The sequence below is a fragment of the Mesorhizobium sp. M0145 genome (genome assembly GCF_040322355.1).
Lineage (GTDB): Bacteria > Pseudomonadota > Alphaproteobacteria > Rhizobiales > Rhizobiaceae > Mesorhizobium.
In genome coordinates, this window is sequence record NZ_JAMYTK010000021.1 from 52,530 (window position 1) to 70,497 (window position 17,968).

At 63.8% G+C, this 17,968-nt stretch carries 17 protein-coding genes; 11 read left to right on the plus strand and 6 right to left on the minus strand.

Annotation, left to right across the window (positions count from 1 at the left end; genetic code table 11):
* Positions 1 to 30: 30 nt before the first annotated feature.
* Genes cyoD through cyoA form a run of 4 tightly spaced genes read right to left on the minus strand, consistent with a single transcriptional unit; the run spans position 31 to position 4,035 of the window.
* The gene (gene cyoD / locus NKJ28_RS25140; protein WP_023677049.1) at positions 31 to 459 is read right to left on the minus strand and encodes a cytochrome o ubiquinol oxidase subunit IV; all 429 of its coding nucleotides are present in this window, start codon (positions 457 to 459) and stop codon (positions 31 to 33) included.
* Positions 456 to 1,106, minus strand: coding sequence for a cytochrome o ubiquinol oxidase subunit III (gene cyoC, locus NKJ28_RS25145; RefSeq protein ID WP_352637323.1), 651 nt, complete (start codon positions 1,104 to 1,106; stop codon positions 456 to 458). Before cyoC ends, cyoD begins: the two co-directional genes overlap by 4 nt.
* Complete coding sequence (gene cyoB, locus NKJ28_RS25150) at positions 1,103 to 3,109, minus strand: cytochrome o ubiquinol oxidase subunit I (protein WP_352637324.1); 2,007 nt, start codon at positions 3,107 to 3,109, stop codon at positions 1,103 to 1,105. Before cyoB ends, cyoC begins: the two co-directional genes overlap by 4 nt.
* Positions 3,110 to 3,111: 2 nt before the next feature.
* The gene (gene cyoA / locus NKJ28_RS25155; RefSeq protein ID WP_352637326.1) at positions 3,112 to 4,035 is read right to left on the minus strand and encodes a ubiquinol oxidase subunit II; all 924 of its coding nucleotides are present in this window, start codon (positions 4,033 to 4,035) and stop codon (positions 3,112 to 3,114) included.
* 591 nt (positions 4,036 to 4,626) lie between these two features.
* Here cyoA and NKJ28_RS25160 point away from each other — a divergent pair.
* The 11 genes from NKJ28_RS25160 to NKJ28_RS25210 all read left to right on the plus strand — a co-directional run bounded on the left by NKJ28_RS25160 (position 4,627) and on the right by NKJ28_RS25210 (position 16,761).
* Positions 4,627 to 5,769, plus strand: coding sequence for an extracellular solute-binding protein (locus NKJ28_RS25160; protein WP_352637327.1), 1,143 nt, complete (start codon positions 4,627 to 4,629; stop codon positions 5,767 to 5,769).
* On the plus strand, positions 5,769 to 6,620 hold the full coding sequence (locus NKJ28_RS25165; protein ID WP_352637328.1) for an IclR family transcriptional regulator: 852 nt from the start codon (positions 5,769 to 5,771) through the stop codon (positions 6,618 to 6,620). The genes NKJ28_RS25160 and NKJ28_RS25165 overlap by 1 nt, the downstream gene beginning before the upstream one ends.
* Before the next feature lie 23 nt (positions 6,621 to 6,643).
* Positions 6,644 to 7,675 (plus strand): sugar ABC transporter substrate-binding protein, encoded by a 1,032-nt coding sequence (locus NKJ28_RS25170; protein ID WP_352617742.1) that lies wholly within the window; start codon positions 6,644 to 6,646, stop codon positions 7,673 to 7,675.
* 138 nt (positions 7,676 to 7,813) lie between these two features.
* Positions 7,814 to 8,797, plus strand: a complete 984-nt coding sequence (locus NKJ28_RS25175) for an ABC transporter permease (RefSeq protein ID WP_352468255.1) — start codon at positions 7,814 to 7,816, stop codon at positions 8,795 to 8,797.
* A complete protein-coding gene (locus NKJ28_RS25180; protein ID WP_352637330.1) occupies positions 8,787 to 10,319 on the plus strand; it encodes a sugar ABC transporter ATP-binding protein in 1,533 nt (510 codons plus the stop codon). Before NKJ28_RS25175 ends, NKJ28_RS25180 begins: the two co-directional genes overlap by 11 nt.
* Before the next feature lie 30 nt (positions 10,320 to 10,349).
* Positions 10,350 to 11,345 carry an ABC transporter permease gene (locus NKJ28_RS25185; RefSeq protein WP_352501149.1) on the plus strand — a complete coding sequence of 332 codons (996 nt, stop codon included), beginning with the start codon at positions 10,350 to 10,352 and terminating at the stop codon, positions 11,343 to 11,345.
* A gap of 1 nt (position 11,346) precedes the next feature.
* Positions 11,347 to 12,132, plus strand: a complete 786-nt coding sequence (locus NKJ28_RS25190; RefSeq protein WP_352637331.1) for an SDR family NAD(P)-dependent oxidoreductase — start codon at positions 11,347 to 11,349, stop codon at positions 12,130 to 12,132.
* Positions 12,133 to 12,150: 18 nt separating this feature from the next.
* On the plus strand, positions 12,151 to 13,356 hold the full coding sequence (locus NKJ28_RS25195) for a CaiB/BaiF CoA transferase family protein (protein WP_352637333.1): 1,206 nt from the start codon (positions 12,151 to 12,153) through the stop codon (positions 13,354 to 13,356).
* 2 nt (positions 13,357 to 13,358) lie between these two features.
* On the plus strand, positions 13,359 to 14,144 hold the full coding sequence (locus NKJ28_RS25200; protein WP_352637335.1) for an enoyl-CoA hydratase/isomerase family protein: 786 nt from the start codon (positions 13,359 to 13,361) through the stop codon (positions 14,142 to 14,144).
* Positions 14,141 to 15,916 carry a CoA-transferase gene (locus NKJ28_RS25205; protein WP_352637336.1) on the plus strand — a complete coding sequence of 592 codons (1,776 nt, stop codon included), beginning with the start codon at positions 14,141 to 14,143 and terminating at the stop codon, positions 15,914 to 15,916. The genes NKJ28_RS25200 and NKJ28_RS25205 overlap by 4 nt, the downstream gene beginning before the upstream one ends.
* A gap of 11 nt (positions 15,917 to 15,927) precedes the next feature.
* The gene (locus NKJ28_RS25210) at positions 15,928 to 16,761 is read left to right on the plus strand and encodes an SMP-30/gluconolactonase/LRE family protein (protein WP_352637338.1); all 834 of its coding nucleotides are present in this window, start codon (positions 15,928 to 15,930) and stop codon (positions 16,759 to 16,761) included.
* A 26-nt stretch (positions 16,762 to 16,787) separates the two neighbouring features.
* On the opposite strand, the gene NKJ28_RS25215 is transcribed toward NKJ28_RS25210, so the two are convergent.
* Positions 16,788 to 17,129, minus strand: coding sequence for an antibiotic biosynthesis monooxygenase family protein (locus tag NKJ28_RS25215; protein WP_352637339.1), 342 nt, complete (start codon positions 17,127 to 17,129; stop codon positions 16,788 to 16,790).
* 171 nt (positions 17,130 to 17,300) lie between these two features.
* Positions 17,301 to 17,888, minus strand: coding sequence for an EF-hand domain-containing protein (locus NKJ28_RS25220; protein WP_352637341.1), 588 nt, complete (start codon positions 17,886 to 17,888; stop codon positions 17,301 to 17,303).
* Positions 17,889 to 17,968 lie beyond the last annotated feature (80 nt).

Consider the following 17,968-nt stretch of genomic DNA (forward strand, 5'->3'; position numbering starts at 1 on the left):
AAACCGCTGCACACTTTTGCGCGACATGCATCAGCGGTTCATGTTCATGATCGCGTTCATCGGCATCAAATTGTGGTCGAGGTTGGCCATGATCCAGATCGAGCCGCCAATCACCAGAACTACGATCAGCACGCCGAAGGCAAGCGCTAGAGCGTTGTTGGTGTTGTCCGGCCCCGTCGTGATGTGCAGGAAGAAGACGAGATGCACGCCCATCTGGGCGATCGCAAGCACGACCAGCGCCACCGGAATGCCGGGTGCCCATATCAGGTTGGTTCCGAGCAACCAGAACGAGGCGATGGTCAACAGCGTTGCCAGCCCGAGGCCGATCACATAGCCGCGTAGCCCGGATCCGACTTCGGTGTCGCCGAGGTATTCGTCACCCGGCGCCGTATCGATGTCGTAGCGCTCCAGCCCATCGGTGTCGCGCCGTTGCGCGTGGCGATCGTCCGCATTGCTCATCGACTTGCTCCCAGGAGATAGACCACCGTGAACAGGGCGACCCAGATGATGTCGAGGGCGTGCCAGAACAGGCTGAAGCACATGAAACGCCGAAGAATATCGTCACGGAATCCCTTGGCGAAGATCTGCGCCATCATCGTGAGCAGCCACAGCAGCCCCGCCGTGACGTGAAGGCCATGGCATCCAACCAGCGTGAAGAACGCCGACAGGAAAGCGCTGCGCGTCGGTCCGGCACCGCTGGCAACCATATGCGCGAACTCGCGCAACTCAAGCAGGATGAAGCTGGCGCCGAGCACGAAGGTGACAGCCATCGCGACATAGAACCAGGAGCTTCGCCGCGCTGCCACGGCGAGGCTGGCGAGACCGCAGGTAAAACTCGACAAAAGCAGGGCCGCCGTCTCGATCGCAACGTTGCGCAGGTCGAATAGCTCGGCCCCGCTCGGCCCGCCCGCCGTCTTGCCCGCCAGCACGGCATAGGCGGCAAAGAAGGCCGAGAACATCACGATGTCGCTCAGAAGGAAGATCCAGAAGCCGTAGCCGACGACGATCCGGATCGGTGCCGGGCCGCCGTCGCCGTGGCCGGGTGCATGGCCGTGCCCGCCATGGAGGCGGTAGGGGTCACGCTCTCGAACATCGATCGCGGTCATGGCCTTGGCCCTGTGTAGGTAACCAGCGCCTCGCGGCGGGCACTTCGGTTGGCGCGGTCGATCCGGGCGACTTCGGCGGCAGGAATGACGTATTCGGGGATGTCGCGCCACGCGAATACGACGAAGGTGGCCAAAGCACCGAGCGCGCCGAGCGCCACCATCCACCAGATGTGCCAGATGAGGGCAAAACCCATCACAGTCGCAAAGAAGGCGCAGATGAACCCGGTGGGACTGTTGCGCGGCATCTCGATCGGCTCGTAGTCAGGCTCGTCGCGCAGCCGGTTTCGCTCGCGTGCCCGCTGCTTGATGCTCCAGTAGGGCTCTTCGCCTTCGACATGCGGAAGCGCGGCGAAGTTGAAGACCGGCGGCGGCGAGGGCGTGGCCCATTCCAGCGAGCGGCCGTCCCAGGGATCTCCGGTGGCGTCGCGAAGTGCCGCGCGCTGCCGGATGCTGACGACGAGCTGTACGATCTGCGCGACCACGCCGGCGGTGGTGATTAACATGCCTGCGCCGGCAACCAGCACCCACGGATACCAGGCCGGCACGTCGAAATGCTGCATGCGGCGGGTCATGCCGAGCAGGCCGACAGCGTAGAGCGGCACGAAAGTGGCGTAGAAGCCGATCAGCGTCAGCCAGAAGGCCAGCTTGCCCCAGCCCTCGTGCAGCCGGAAGCCGAATGCCTTGGGAAACCAGTAGGTATATCCCGCGAAGGCGCCGAACAGCACACCGCCGATGATGACGTTGTGGAAATGCGCTACCAGGAACAGGCTGTTGTGGAGCAGGAAATCGGCCGGCGGCACCGCCAGCAACACGCCCGTCATGCCGCCGATGACGAACGTCACCATAAAGCCCAGCGACCACAGCATTGGCGTCGCGAAGCGGATGCGGCCGCCATACATGGTGAACATCCAGTTATAGATCTTCACGCCGGTACCGACAGCGATGATGCTGGTGGCGATGCCGAACGCGGCGTTGACGTCGGCGCCGGCGCCCATGGTGAAGAAGTGGTGCAGCCACACCATGAAGGAGACGATGCAGATGAAGAGCGTCGCGGCCACCATCGAGCGGTAGCCGAACAGCGGCTTGCTGGAGAAGGTGGAGATGACCTCCGAGAAGATGCCGAACGCCGGCAGGACGAGGATATAGACCTCGGGATGGCCCCAGGCCCAGATCAGGTTCACGAACATCAGCATGTTGCCGCCGGCTTCATTGGTGAAGAAATGAAAGCCGAAATAGCGGTCGAGCGTCAGCATCGCGAGCGTGGCGGTGAGGATCGGGAAGGCGGCGACGATGAGCAGGCTGGCGGCGAGTGAGGTCCAGCAGAACATCGACATGCGCAGGTAGCTCATGCCGGGCGCCCGCATCTTCAGGATCGTGGTGACGAAATTGATCCCGGTGAGCAGCGTTCCGACGCCCGATATCTGCACCGCCCACAGATAATAGTCGACGCCGACGCCCGGTGAGTAGGCGGTCTCGCTGAGCGGCGGGTAGGGCAGCCATCCGGTACGGGCGAATTCTCCGATCACCAGCGAGATGTTGACCAACAGCGCACCGGTGGCGGTGAGCCAGAAGCTCACCGAGTTGAGCGTCGGAAAGGCAACGTCGCGGACGCCGAGCTGCAGCGGCACGACCAGGTTCATCAGTCCGATGACGAACGGCATCGCCCCGAAAAAGATCATGATGGTGCCGTGGGCGGAAAAGACCTGGTTGAAGTGATCGGGCGGCAGATAGCCGGGCGCCTGGAAGGCGAGGGCTTGCTGGGACCGCATCATGACGGCGTCGCTGAAGCCGCGCAGCAGCATCAGCAGCGCCAGCAGCGTGTACATGACGCCGATCCGCTTGTGATCGACGCTGGTGATCCATTCGCGCCACAGATAGGGGAAATGGCCGGCCAGGAAGACCCAGGCCAGCACGCCGAGGATTGCCAGGGCGACGACCGCCGAGGCGATCATCGGCAGAGGCTGATCGAACGGAATGACGTCCCAGCTCAATTTTCCGAGCATTGTCAGCCTCCTGTCTTGGGCGATACGCTCGGCTCGGGGCGACCGGCCTGGGGACCGGGCGCGGGCGGAACGCCCTGCGTCGCGATTTCATGGAAAAGGTCCGGCTCGACCGAGCGATAGGTCGAAGGCGGCACGTCGATGCTCTGTCTGGCTAGTTCCTGGTAGCTGGCCTTGTCGAGTGCCTGTCCCTGGCTTCGCGCCGAATTGACGAACGCGTCGAAGGCATCCGCTGCGACTGCATGCAGCACGAATTGCATGCCTGGAAAACCGTCACCGCTGAAATGGGCCGACCGCCCATAAAATTCGCCCGGCTGATCCGCCTGCAGGTGAAGCTGCGTCGTCATGCCATTCATCGTATAGATCATGCCGCCAAGCTGAGGCACGAAGAACGCGTTCATGACGCTTGCCGAGGTAAGCGAGAAATGCACCGGCCTGCCCGCCGGCACCACGAGCTGGTTGATGCTCGCGACATTCTGCTCGGGGTAGATGAACAGCCATTTCCAGTCGAGCGAGACGACCTGCACCTCAAGCGGCTTTTGCTGCGAATCCAGCGGCTTCATTGGATCGAGGTCATGCGACCCGATCCAGATGATGCCGCTCAGAAACAGGATGACGAGGATGGGGATCGACCAGACCACCAGTTCGATTCGTCCGGAATAGGCCCATTCCGGCAGGTACCGCGCTCTTGTGTTGGTTTCCCGGAACCACCAGGCAAAGCCGAGCGTCGCCACGATCGTCGGGATGACGATGGCCAGCATGATAGCAACCGAATTGAGCAGGATCGTCCGCTGCGCCGCCCCCACCGGCCCTTGCGGATCGAGCACGCCGCCCTGGCAGCCGGCAAGCAGCCCGACCAGCAAAATCGTCGCGCCGAGGCAGCCAAGACGGATGGCGGCACAGTTTCGAACGATCACCCTCAGCAGCATGAGATCTCGCCGTTTCCTGAAAACCGATTGGAACGTTGCAGGCAGCGTGGCTGCCAACCCCGAATGTGCGCGCCGGTGTGCTCCTGGCGACAGTTTCTTCACGCACGCGGCTCCGGCTGGCAGAACCGCATGCCGTGGATGTTGTCGTTAAGCGGTCGACCTGTCGAGAACCCCTCCAAATCCCAAGCAACCAGAGCCAAATCCTAAGGAACCAGAAACAATACCCAGATCGAAGTTATCGCCAGAACGCGGCGAATGCCAAGGCGGTAAACCGGTTCATGGCCGCGCCCACGGTTGGTCCATTTAGTCCGCTCCCTGCGACGTGGCTGCTGATTCCAGTGATGCTGCTCCAGATGGCTGCGCCAACCGAACGAATGTTCGTCGCGAAAGTTCCCCAAAAGCCAGATCCATCGCAGCCTTTGGTTGCAGGCCGGCGGCAACGCGATGCGCACCAAGGATGGTTGGGCGGCTTTCTCGCCAAACGGAAGCGAGGACTGGCTTTGCGTATGTAAAAACTACTTGTCTAGGTGAAAATAGTTGCTACTAATCGGCTGGGCTGGCGCATGGCCGCCTCTGGGAGGAATTTCGGGCATGACAAGACTGCGCGGTCTCGCGTGGGATCACCGACGCTGCTGGGGTCCGCTCGACGCCAGCATCGGGCCGTATTGTGCCGCCAATCCCGGTCTTGAGATCGAATGGGACCGCCGCAGCCTCTACGAGTTCGGCGAGGGCGCGCTTGGTCCGGTGCTCGGCGCCTATGACCTTGTCGTGTTCGACCATCCGTTCATCGGCGATATTGCCGAAGGCGGGCTGATGGTGCCGTTCGATTTGTCGGCCGAGCAGCGCCACGGCTTCGAACGGGATTCGGTCGGCGCATCCTGGCAATCCTACGCAAGGGACGGGCTTCAATGGGCGTTGCCGATCGATGCTGCCTGTCAGGTTGCCTCGTATCGCCCCGATCTGCTGGAGCGCTACGGACCGCTGCCGCGCAGCCATGACCAGGTGCTGGAGCTCGGCCGGCGCGCCTTGAAGGACGGCAAATGGCTTGGGCTGCCGTTGGTGCCGACTGACGCCATGTGCCTGCTTTTGACGCTGGGCGATCCGCGGGAAGACGGCGACGAGTTCATCGCCGGGGAAAAAATCGAGCGGGCCGTCGGGCAATTGCGCCAGCTTGCGGCGCTGTCGCATCCGGATTCGCCGAAATGGAACCCGATCCGCTGCTACGATCACATGATCGGGCATGACGACGTGGTCTACGTGCCGTTCGCCTTCGGCTATGTGAATTATGCCTCCAGGGCAGACAGGCCGTATCTGCGCTTCGCCGACGTGCCGACGCCGCGATCCGCCGGCGCCTTGCTCGGCGGCGCCGGCATCGGCGTCAGCGCCCAATCGCAACACAAGCAGGCAGCCATCGATTACGCGCTGTTTCTGTGCTCGCCCGGCTATCAGCGCGGCGACTATGTGAAATCCGGCGGACAGCCGGGGTCGCTGGCGGCGTGGCAGGATACCGAGGTCAACGCTCTCTCGGGCGGCTTCTTCGCCTCGACGCTGGCGACGATCGAAGCCTCCTATCTGCGCCCGACCCATCCGGGCTTCATCAGCTTCTTCCGCCAATGCGCCCCTCATGCCGCGGCGGCGATCGCCGGCGAATTGCAGGCGGCCGAGCTCGCGGATCGGCTGAACCGGCTCTATCGCGAGACCAGGCATGGCCAGCCGCAACGGAGCGTCGCGTAATGGCCGCCGATATTGCCCAGATCGTCGACGAAGGCGAAAGCGGCCGCAACGGCTATCGGGTGCCGGCGGTGGAGAAGGCGCTCGACATACTGGAATTCATGGCTGCCAGCGGCGAGCCGCTGACCCAAACCGAGATCGCCACCGGAATGGGGCGCTCCATTCACGAGATCTACCGCATCCTGCTGTTGCTGGAGAAGCGCGGCTACATTTTCCGGACGCAATCGGACCGCTTCCGCCTGTCGCTGAAGCTGTTCGAGCTGGCGCATATGCATCCGCCGGTAAACCGCCTGGTCGAATGTGCGCTGCCGGTGATGCGCGGCCTCGCCGCCAATGCCGACCAGAGCTGCCATCTGGTCGTGCGCGAAGGCGAGAGCGCACTGGTCGTGCTGCAGATCGATTCGCCTTTGCCGATGCGTTATTCGGTTGCCCTTGGCTCGCATTTCCCGATACTCGAAACGAGCTCCGGCGCGGTGCTGCTGGCGCATTCGAGCCGCGCCGAGCGTGGCCGCATCGTCGAACGGATCGTCGCCGCAGGCGAAGGCCAAGGCAGCCGGGCGGAAATCGAAGCGCGGCTGAACGAGGTCGCAAGGCTCGGCTATGAAATGCGCGCCTCGCTGGCTGTCGAGGGCTGCACCAACATCTCGATGCCGGTGCGCGACCATACCGGCGCCGTCATTGCCGCGCTCACCGTCCCCTTCCTGCCGCAAAAGGCCGCCCGCTTCGATCGCAGCACCGTATTCGAGCGGACGAAGGCAGCGGCCGAGACGATATCGGCGGCGCTGGGCGCGGGCGAAGCTGCCGCCTCTTCACGTGCCGACCCGGAACGGCGGGACTATCCGTTCAGCAACTGACAAGAAATACAGGGAGAAGAAACATGAACTGGTCCAAATCGATGCTGTTTGCCTCGGCGGCGGTGCTGGCTCTGAGCGCCGCCGCGGCACACGCCGAAAACATGCCGAAGCGCATCGGCTACGTCACCAACTACGCCACGCATGAGTGGTATCAGAACGTCATCAAGGGCATGCAGTCCCGCGCCAAGGAACTCGGTATCGAGCTCGAGGTGCAGGACGCCAATCTGGACGTTGCCAAGGAGGTCTCCGCCGCCGAAGATTTCATGGCCAAGGGCGTCGACGTCCTGATCATCACGCCCGTCAACGAGGAAGGCGTCGTGCCGCTGCTGCGCCAGGCGAAATCCAACAACGTTCCAGTCGTGCTCGAAGGCAATCCGGTCAAGGGCATGACCACAATGGTCGCGATCTGCGACTACGACACCGGCTACACCGCCGGCGTCGAAGCCGGCAAATACGCCAAGGAAAAGCTCGAAGGCAAAGCCAAGGTGATGAATGTCGGCCTGCCGCTGCTGTCCGCCACGGTGCTGCGGTCGCAGGGTTTCATGGATGGCCTCAAGACCATCATCCCCGACGCGGTCATGGTCCACGACCTCGACGGTGGCGGCAATCCCGATCGCGCGCTCGAGGTCTCTTCGGCGGCACTTGCCAAGAACGCCGACATCAACATCATCTACGGCATCAACGATTCCTCCTCGCTCGGCGGCCTTCAGGCCTGGAAAGCGGCCGGCAAGTCGCAGGACGGCCTGTTGACGGTCGGCACCGGCGGCGAAGGCCTCGCCTTCATGAATGCAATGCAGAACGAGCCGTCCTATCGCATCGAAGCCGCGATGTTCCCTGAAAAGGAAGGCTACACCGCCATCGATGCAGCGGTTAAGCTCTTCAACGGCGAAGAGGTGCCGGAACACATCGTCAGCCCGACCGCGCCGATGAACGGCGACGACTGGAAGAAGTTCTACGACTACGATGGCACCACACGCAAAATCAAATGGGATGCCGTCAATGCGCTTCAGCCACCGGAAAAATGCATGAAAACTTCCGCCGATCTGAAGAAGTAAGGATTCCGGCTAGCCCTTCCCGCGCGGCGGGAAGGGCATCGGATCGGATGCCGACGGCAAAACAGGTCAACCGCCCTGTTTTGGCCGGCAGTTTCCAGACGGCGACGGCACCCGATGCGGCCCGGAAATGAAATGGACATGAGCGAGCTTACGCAATCCTCCGCGCCAAGGCGTTTCATTGGCGGCCAGCTGCTGGGCAGCAGCCAGCTGGTGCTCGGCGTGATCCTGGCCGTGCTCTGCATGGCCATCTCGATTGCCGCGCCGCAATTCTATTCCGAGGCCAACATCATCGCCATCCTGCGCCAATGCGCGCTGGTGCTGATCGTCGCCTCCGGCATGACGATGCTGATCATCACCGCGGAAGTCGACCTGTCGGTCGGTGCATCGCTGGCTTTTGTCGGCTGCATCGGCATGGCCGTGCTCAATTCAACGCACAGCCTGACGCTCGGCCTGCTGGCGGCGCTCGCCTTTGCCGGTGCCGTCGGGCTGTTCAACGGGCTGGTCGTCACCAGGCTCAAGGTGAACTCGCTGATCGCCACGATCGGCACCATGATGATGCTGCAGGGCGGCGTCTATCTGTTCACCCGCGAGGCGGTGCAGAACCACCACCGGCTTGCAAGCTTCACCGATCTCGGCGCCGGCTATCTCGGCGCGATCCCGCTGCCCGTGGTCGTTGCCGCGCTGATTTTCGCGCTGGCCGCGGCAACGCTGCGCTTCACCACGCTCGGCCGTTATCTCTACGCTGTCGGCGCCAATGAGCGAGCGGTCCGCCTCTCCGGCGTGCGCTCGCAACGGCTGAAGCTGTTCGCCTTCGTCGTCACCGGCCTGTGCGTCGGCATTGCCGGCATGATCCTGTCGTCGCTGATGAATGCCGGCCAGCCGACCGCCGGCCGCGGCTTCGAGCTGACGGTGATTGCCGCCGTCATCCTCGGCGGCACCAGCCTGCTTGGCGGCCGCGGCTCGCTGCTCGGCACGTTGCTGGGCGTGCTGGTGCTGAAGGTCATCGACAACGGCATCATCATCCTCGGCTGGAACCAGGACCTGCAGATGGTGGTGCCTGGCATCGTCATCATCCTGGCGACCTATCTCGACATCGTGCGGAACAGAGCCAATGTCGGTTGATTTCCTTCACCCCGGCGAAACCGTGGCTGTCGACAAAAGCGTGCCGGCGCTGGAGATGCGCGGTATCGGCAAGCGTTTTCCCGGCGTGGTGGCGCTGGACAATGTCGATCTGACCTTGGAACCCGGAAAAATCCATGCCCTGATGGGCGAGAACGGCGCCGGCAAGTCGACGCTGATCAAGATCATGGCCGGGGTCTACGGCAAGGATGCCGGCACCATCCGCCTGCGCGGCCGCGAGGCCGACATCAAGTCGCCGCGCGATAGCCTGAAAGAGGGCATCAAGGTGGTGTTCCAGGAGATCGCGCTGATCGCCGAATTCAGCGTCGCCGAAAACATCTTCCTCGAAGGCTATCCGACCGGCAAAGGCGGCTCGATCGACTGGAAGAAGATCCGTGCCGATGCGGCCGCTCTGTTCAAGCGTATCGGCTTCAATGTCGACCCGGCGGCGCGCACGGGATCGCTGCCGGTCAGCCAGCAGCAGATGGTCGAGATCGCCCGCGCACTCGCCCATGAGGCCCGCGTCGTGGTGATGGACGAGCCGACCTCCTCGCTGACGCCGAACGAGGTCTCGCTGCTGTTCACCGTCATCCGCCGGCTGGCCGCGCTCGGCATCGCGGTGCTCTATGTCAGCCACAAGCTCGACGAGGTCTTCGAGATCGCCGACACCGTGACCGTGCTGCGCGATGGCCGCCACGTCTCGACCAGGCCGATCGGCGAGCACACCAACGACACGCTGATCCAGGACATGATCGGCCGGCGCATCGAAAACCTGTTCCCTCGCAAGCGCGGCGCGCCGGGCAGCAAGGTCGCGCTTTCCGTTGAGGGGCTCAGCACCGCCAAGAAGCTGAAGGATGTGTCGTTCGAGGCGCATGCCGGCGAGGTCCTCGGCTTCTTCGGCCTGATGGGGGCCGGCCGGACCGAGCTCGCCAAGGCCATCGTCGGCTACGACCCTATCACTTCCGGCGTCATTTCGGTCGATGGCAGCCGGCTGCTGCCGCACGAAACGCACACCGGCGTCCGGCTCGGCATCGGCCTGCTCACCGAGGACCGCAAGAGCGAGGGGCTGATGGGCGAGTTGCCGGTCTACCAGAATGCCAGCCTCGCCTCACTCGGCGCCTTCGCCAGAATGGGCTTCGTCGACAAGGTCAGCGAACGCAAGGCGGTGCAGGACTATGTCGACCGTTTCCGCATCCGGACGCCCAGCCTGTTCCAGCAGGTCAAGAATCTGTCCGGCGGCAATCAGCAGAAAGTGCTGATCTCGCGCTGGCTGATGCGCGGTCTCAAGGTGATCGTCGTCGACGAGCCGACCCGCGGCATCGACGTCGGCGCCAAGTCGGAGATTTTTGCGCTCATCGACCGGCTCGCCGGCGAGGGCCTGGCGGTCGTCATGATGACGTCCGAAATGCCCGAGCTGCTGGGGCTTGCCGATCGCATCGCGGTGATGTGCGAAGGCCGCCTCACCGCGATCATGCCTCGCGACGAGGCCACGCAGGAGAACATCCTCAATGCGGCAATCGGCTAAGACGATGACGCTTCGCAAAGGGACCAAGCGATGAGCCTGGCAAGCACCGACACCATGAAAGCTGGGCCGTCCATGCTGGCGCGGCTCGTCGCGCGGCAGGAATTGGCATTGCTCCTCTGCCTCATCCTGGTGATCGCGTTCTTTTCCTTCACGGCCGAGAATTTCTTCTCCGTGCGCAACATCACCAATGTGCTCGGTCAGGCTTCGCTGGCGCTGACAGCCGGCATCGGCTGCGCCATCGTCTTCATATCAGGCGAGGTCGACATCTCGATCGGCTCGCTGCTGGCGACCATCGCCCTGCCGCTGATCATCATCATGAACGACACGAATTCTCTGCTGCTCGGCATCAGTGGCGCGCTGCTGTTCGGGCTGATCATCGGCGTCGTGAATGGCTATCTGACGGCCTACGCCGGCATCAACTCGCTGATCGTGACCCTGGGCACGATGTTCATCATGCGCGGCGGCGTTTATCTCTATACCGGCCAGCGCGCTATTCCAGACGATGCCGCGCTCGACAGCTTCATCGCGCTGTCGGACGGCCGCCTGTTCAACGTCGTTCCCTATTCGGCTGTCATCGCCATCGTCCTGCTCGCCGTCTTCGCCTACGTGATGCAGCACCGGCCGTTCGGGCGGCAGATCTATGCCGTCGGCGGCAATCCGGAAGTGGCACGGCTGGCGGGTTACGACGTGCGCCGCGTCAAGTTCACCTGCTTCATCATCAGCGCGCTGCTGGCGACGGTAGCCGGCATCATCCTGGCCGCCCGCGTCGGTTCGGCGCAGCATACGGCCGGGCTGAATTTCGAGTTCCAGGTCGTTGCCGCCACCGTGCTCGGCGGGGTGAGCCTTGCCGGCGGCATAGGCAGCCTGACCGGGATGGCGCTCGGCGTGCTGATCCTGCAGTTCCTGTCCAACGGGCTGCGCGGTCTCGGCCTGCCGACCGAGTGGCAACTGGTCATCACCGGCATGATCATCATTGCCGCCGTCGCCTTCGACGAAGCAAAGCGCCGGCGCGCCATTGGAGGCTGATATGGATCGTCTCAAAGGGAAAACCGCAATCGTCACCGGCGCCGCCGACGGCATCGGCCACGCGATCAGCAAGGCGATGGCAAGGGAAGGCGCGCACGTCTTCCTCGGCGACATCGCCGACGAGAAGGGTGAAAAATTCGCAGCCGAGCTGCGCGCCGCCGGCCACCGCGCCGACTACATCCATTGCGACGTCGCGGAGGAGGCCGACATCGCCGCCCTGATCGACGCAGCTATCGGCAAGACCGGCCATCTCGACATTCTCGTCAACAATGCCGCCGTTGCCATCGGCGGCATGCCGGTCCATGAGATGACCGACGAGCAGTGGCACCGGCTGATCGCCGTCAACCTGACCAGCGTGTTCCGCGGCTGCAAATATGCGCTGCCGCATATGATCGCGCAGAAATCCGGCTCGATCATCAACATGGCCTCGGCGCAAGGTCATATCGGGCTCGAGGGCTGGACCGCCTATGCCGGCGCCAAGGGTGCGGTGATGGCGATGACGCGCCAGATGGCGGTCGAGTTCGGCCCGCTCAACATCCGCGTCAACTCGATCTCGCCCGGCACCATCAACACGCCGATGAACGACAAATTGGTCAAGGAGATCGGCGGCAATCTCGCCAAGGCCTGGGTCAAGATGCATCCGCTCGGCCGCATCGGCAAACCGTCCGAGGTGGCCGAAGCCGCCGTCTATCTGGCCTCCGACGCCGCCGGCTTCACCACCGGTACCGACCTGCGCGTCGACGGCGGCCTCACCGCAGCACCCCGCTACGTACCCGACCTGCTTTGACAACCAACGAGACATGAAATGAACAAAGCCCTCGAAGGCGTCCGCATTCTCGATTTCAGCCATCTGCTGCAAGGGCCGTTCGCCACGCAGCTGCTCGGCGACATGGGCGCCGACGTCATCAAGATCGAGCGCGCCGGCGCCGGCGACATGTTCCGTAGCATGACCTTTTTCGCCAAATGGGTCGGCGGCTCCGAAAGCCCGAATTTCCTCGCCTGGAACCGCAACAAGCGCTCCATCGCGCTCAACCTGAAAAGCCGCAAGGTGCATGCCATCATCATGGACATGGCCAAGAAGGCGGATGTGGTGGTGCAGAATTTCCGCCCCGGCGTGCTCGCCAGGCTCGGCTATGGCTACGAGGACTTCAAGGCAGTCAATCCCGGCATCATCTATTGCTCGGGCTCCGGCTATGGCGAGGAAGGCCCCTATGTCGAGCGTCCCGGCCAGGACATGCTGATCCAGGGTTTGTCCGGGCTGATCTCCAACACCGGCCGCGGCGACCAGGCGCCTGTTCCGGCCGGCGCCGGCCTCGCCGACCAGATCGGCGCCATGAACATGGTCTACGGCATCTTGTCGGCGCTCTACTATCGCGAGAAGACCGGCAAGGGCCAGAAGATCGAGGTCAATCTGCTCGCCGGCATGCTGGCGCATCTCAATCAGGAATATGTCGCCGTGCTCAATCTCGGCGAGGATTTCGTGCGCCCGAATTCCGGCATCGGCCACCCCGGCATGCAGGCGCCGTTCGGTGTCTATGAAGCGAAGGACGGCGGCTATGTGTCGATCGCCATGAGCCCGTTCAAGACGCTGTATGAAGTGCTGGAGGCGCCGCAGCTTGCTGTCTACGATGATCTGAAGACGCTGTTCGACAGGCGCGACGAGGTGTTCGACAAGGTCAACGCCGAAACCAGGAAGTTTGCCACGCAGGACCTGCTGGCGCGGCTGCTGGCAGCCGACATCTGGTGTGCCGAGGTGAAGGACATAAGGCGCGCAGCCGAGGACCCGCAGGTCAAGCACCTGGGCATGATCACCAGCTACGATCATCCGCGCGGCGGCAAGGTCAGGGTGGTCGCGCCGGCGGTCAAGATGAGCGAGACGCCGCCTACCATAGAGCGGCCGGCACCGCTGGTCGGCCAGCATGGCCGCGAGATACTGGCCGAGTTCGGCCTCTCCAGCGGCGAGATTGCAGCGCTTGAGGCGTCCGGCAACATGACCGTGGATGCTGTCTGACGATGAGCGTTTACCAGACACTCAGCTTGGAAATATCCGGGCGCGTCGCAGTCGTCACCTTCCGGCGCGCCGATCAGCTCAACGCCATGAACCAGCTGATGCAAAGCGAGATCACCGATGTTTTCGAGGCGCTGTCGCAGGATGACGGCGTCGGCGCGATCGTGGTGACCGGCGAGGGGCGCGGCTTCATGGCCGGCGCCGACATCAAGGAATACGCTGCCCAGACAGCTATCGAGTTCGACGCCTTCCAGGCCGCCGGCACGCGCATGTATGCGGCGGTCGAGAACAACCGCAAGCCGGTCATCGCCGCGGTCAACGGCTTTGCGCTCGGCGGCGGCATGGAGCTGGTGCTGTGCTGCGACATCGTCATCGCCAACCAGTTCGCGAAGCTCGGCCTGCCCGAGATCAAGCTCGGGCTGGTCCCCGGCGGCGGCGGCACCCAGCGCAGCGTCCAGAAGCTCGGCCGCAACCGCGCCAATTTTCTGCTGATGACCGGCGCCATCGTGCCGGCTTCCGAGTTCGTCGGCGCCGGTCTGGTCAACGAGATCGTCGATGCCGAAAGGCTGATGCCGCGGGTGCTGGAACTCGCCGAGATGATCGCCGCCGAACCGGCCGCAGCGATCGAAGGGCTGAAAGCGCTGACCGCGCATGCCGTGTCGGGCGATCTGGCCGACGGCCTTGCCATGGAGCGCGATGTCCTGGGTGGCCTGTACCGCAGCGAGACCGGCCAGCGTCGCGTCAAGGAATTTGCTGGAAAGAGCGCGACGCGGCCGAAGGCTGCGAAATGACGTCCCTGGTCAAGCAAAACCGGCCGCGCTTCACCGATGTCGAGGGCCTGGCCGCGATGGTCGGCGGCGGCGACGTCTTCGGTGTCGGTGGCCATCATTTTGCCCGGCTGCCGATCGCCTTGTTGCGGGCCATCGCCCGCATGGGCGTCAAGGATCTTCGCTATGTCTGCTGGGCCGGCGGCCTGCCGCTCGAACTGCTTCTCGAAGCGAATGCCGTGGCGGAGGTCGATATCTGCTTTTCCAGCCTCGATATTTTTGGCTTGCCGCCGCGCTTCCGCGCGGCTGCCGAGACCAATGCCGTGCCGGTCCGCGACTGGACGGCGCTGGCCATGATCCAGGCGCTGCGGGCGGGGCAGCAGAACCTGCCGTTGATGCCGTTTCAGCTTCCGGAGGGTTCGGACATGCTGGCGCGCGTGCCGGGTGCGATCGCCGCGCCCGATCCGATCGCGGGAATCACGACCGGGATCATCCCGGCCTTGCGGCTCGATACGTTCGTCGTCCATGCCCAGCGTGCCGACGAGAGCGGCAATGTCCAGATCATCGGGCCACGGGCGCTGGACTTCGCCATGGCCGGGGCGGCGCGCCAGGTGCTGGTCACGGTCGAGGAAATCGTCCCGGTCGGAGCGCTGCGGCATGATGGTCGGCAGAGCATTTTGACCCGCAACCAGGTGTCGGCGATCGCGCTGGCACCAGGCGGCGCCTATCCCGCCTCCTGCCTGCCATTCTATGTGACGGATTATCAAGCGTTGGCGGGGGCGTTCGCGGCCAAGGAAATACCTTTGTCGGACAGCCTGAGCATGCCTTCGGAAGGCGTGCCGGAGCAGGTTCAAGACGCTGCAAAAGTCCGCGCTGAAACAGTCCTCGCAATGCCCAGGCTCGTGCACGGCAACAAGGAGGCGTCCATCGACGAGATCATCGCCGCCCGCATCGCCGCTGAGCTCGACAATGAGAGCTTTGCCAGTGCCGGCGCGGTGTCGCCGCTCGCCAATGTCGCCTACCGGCTGGCCAAAGCGACGCACGCGCCGGACATGATCATCGCCACCATGAGTTGCGGCCATCTCGACATAGCACCGAGCCCGATGATCCTGTCGCTGATCGAAAGCCTCGATTGCGAGACGGCGGTGGCGCATGCCGGCGGCGACGACACCTATTCGACCTACTACCAGGCCGGCGCGGTGACGCATGAGATCGTCGGTGCCGCGCAGGTCGACCGCCGTGGGCGCGTCAACACCATTGCGCTGCGCAAGCGTGACGGCAGCCTTATCCGGCTGCCCGGGCAAGGCGGCATGGCCGACGTCGCCAACATGCATCGCGATTATCTGCTCTACGTCCCCCGCCATTCCGTGCAGTCGCTGGTCGAGACGGTCGAGATTGCCAGCTCGGCGCGCGGCCTGTTGACTGAGGCCGAACGCGAGCCGATGGGCTATCGGACCGGCGCGGCATTGGTGTTCACCGACCTTTGCGTGTTTCGGCTCGACGGGGAGAGCCGGCAATTGGCCGTCATCGAGACCATGCCGGGCGTGACGCGCCAGCAGCTCCAGGATGCCACCGGCTTTGCCCTGACATTCGATGCCGATTGCCGCGAAGTTGCGCTACCCTCGAACGAGACGCTCGACATCCTGCGAAACCGCATCGACCCGCTCGGTCTGCGCCGCCTCGAATTCGTCAGCGCCAGGGAGCGCCGCGCGCTTATCGCCGAGATCCTGGCCACCGACCGGCGGATGGTCGAGCGCTGTATTGCCGCACGGCGGTCGCATACTGCACCGGATTGAAGGGGGTGCGCATGGCAAAGCCGTTGCTCGAAATGTCGGCCGCGAGGGTCTTCTTCGATGGCATCTTCACCAGCCCGCGCGTCGCCCATCCGGAAGGCGTGGCCATCCATCGCGACGGCTCGATCTGGTGCGGCACCGAAACCGGCGACCTGCTGCGCTTGGCCGCCGATGGCGGCTCGGTCGAACGCATGGGCGGTACGGAGGGCTTTCTGCTCGGCATCGCCTTCGATAGCGCGGGAAACTGTTTTGCATGCGATTTGAGACATTCGGCGATCTTTCGCTGGGATGCCGCGACGGCTGGTATGCTACGCTTCGCCTCGGCCGGCATCCGCGTGCCGAACTATCCCGTGATCGACGAGACACGCGGCTGGCTCTACGTGTCGGACAGCGTAGGCGAAGACAACCGCTCCGGCATTTTTCGCTACGATTTGAAGACCGGCGAAGGCGGCCTGTGGTGCAGCGAGACCATGGCCTTCGCCAACGGCATGGCGATGGCGCCGGGTGGCGATGGGCTTTACGTCGTGGAAAGCCATGCGGCCTGCCTCAGCTATGTGCCGATCCGTGCCGACGGCACGGCAGGACCTCGCCAGCTCGTCGTGGAGGGCGTGAACAACGTTCCCGATGGCGTCGCCCTGGCGCCGGACGGGTCGCTGTTCATCTCTTGCTACGAGCCGAGCCGCATCTACCGCTGGCGAAAGGATAGTGGGCTCGAGGTGGTGATCGAGGATCCGGCGGCAACGACGCTCGCCCACCCCACCAACATCGCCTTCAAGGGCGACAAGCTCTACACCGCAAATCTCGGCCGCTGGCACATCACCGAAATCGACTTGACGGCGATTTCCTAGATCGGGCCGAACCGGGCGGCGCTGCCCTATCCCAGCCGCCCGTGACTCGATCGGATGCGCAACACCTGCACCCGCGACGGCAACTCGATCAGGAACTCTTCGTCCCGCTCGAGATGGTGGATTTTCGTCGGATCGCCGCCGGTGAACGCCGCCATCGCCTCGACGTTTTCCCAATAGGAGATCGTCACGAATTCCGAATGGGTCGGCGTGTCCTCGCGAAAGGTCTGAACGCCTAGTGCCTTCTCGATCAGCGGCTTGATGCCGGCCTCGTAATTGTAACTCTCATAGGCATCCGCCTTTTCAGGCACGGTTCTGCCGCGCCAGATACGAGCGATGGTCGGGGGTTTCTCTGTAGCTTTCTCTGTCATGGCCAATGAATTCCTGCTGATCTGATTGGTCCGCGGCGTTCGGCAAGGCCAGCCAAGGAACGCATCTCCCCGGCTGGCAGCCTGGTATCCAGTTGCCGGCGACTTTTTATCCTCCCCGGCCGACGAGCTCGCGCTGCCCCAGACAGGCCTTCTTGCCGACCGGTAGGAGACCTACTCCTGATCCTCGGCGCCGCCTCCGTGGAAGAAGGACCGGATTTCCTGCATGTCGACGCTGCCGTCACCGTCCTCATCGACGGCGTTGAATATTCGCCCGACGAAATCCTGGACTTCGGCCTGAGAAAGCGCGCCATCGCCATCCGCGTCCACTATGGCGAACATCATTCGCATCTTCGCGCCATGCATCCCGGGTGCAATGCCACCGCGGCCTCCCATCTCCCAACCTCGGTCAGGCGGGCCCATCCTGTAGCCGCGATGCCAGCGGTCGGGACCTCGCCGTTCCTCCCGGGGCGCGCGATCTTCCTGCATTCTCTCCTCCAGCATCTCAGTCATCATCTGGCGCATCATATCGCGCATGGTGTCCTGGCTCTGCCCGCTCATTGCGGGCGACTGTTCGGCGCCATTCCCCGGTGCCGGTGCCGGCGCTGCGGGCGCAGGTGGGCTCGTCTGGCCGAATGCCGGCGCGGCCAACATGGCCAGCGCCGCGGCAATTACAGTGGTTTTGCTTGCGAGCGTCATCGTAATCTCCATCGTGTGAATTGTGGGCCGCTGCATCCAAGCCAAACCGGCTGCTCGCCTCATGGTTCCTGGGCAGTCGGCACGGCGGCGGAAAAGTCCGCCTGATCGCGGCAACGAAAGCGGCTCACCCACGTTGCCGTTGA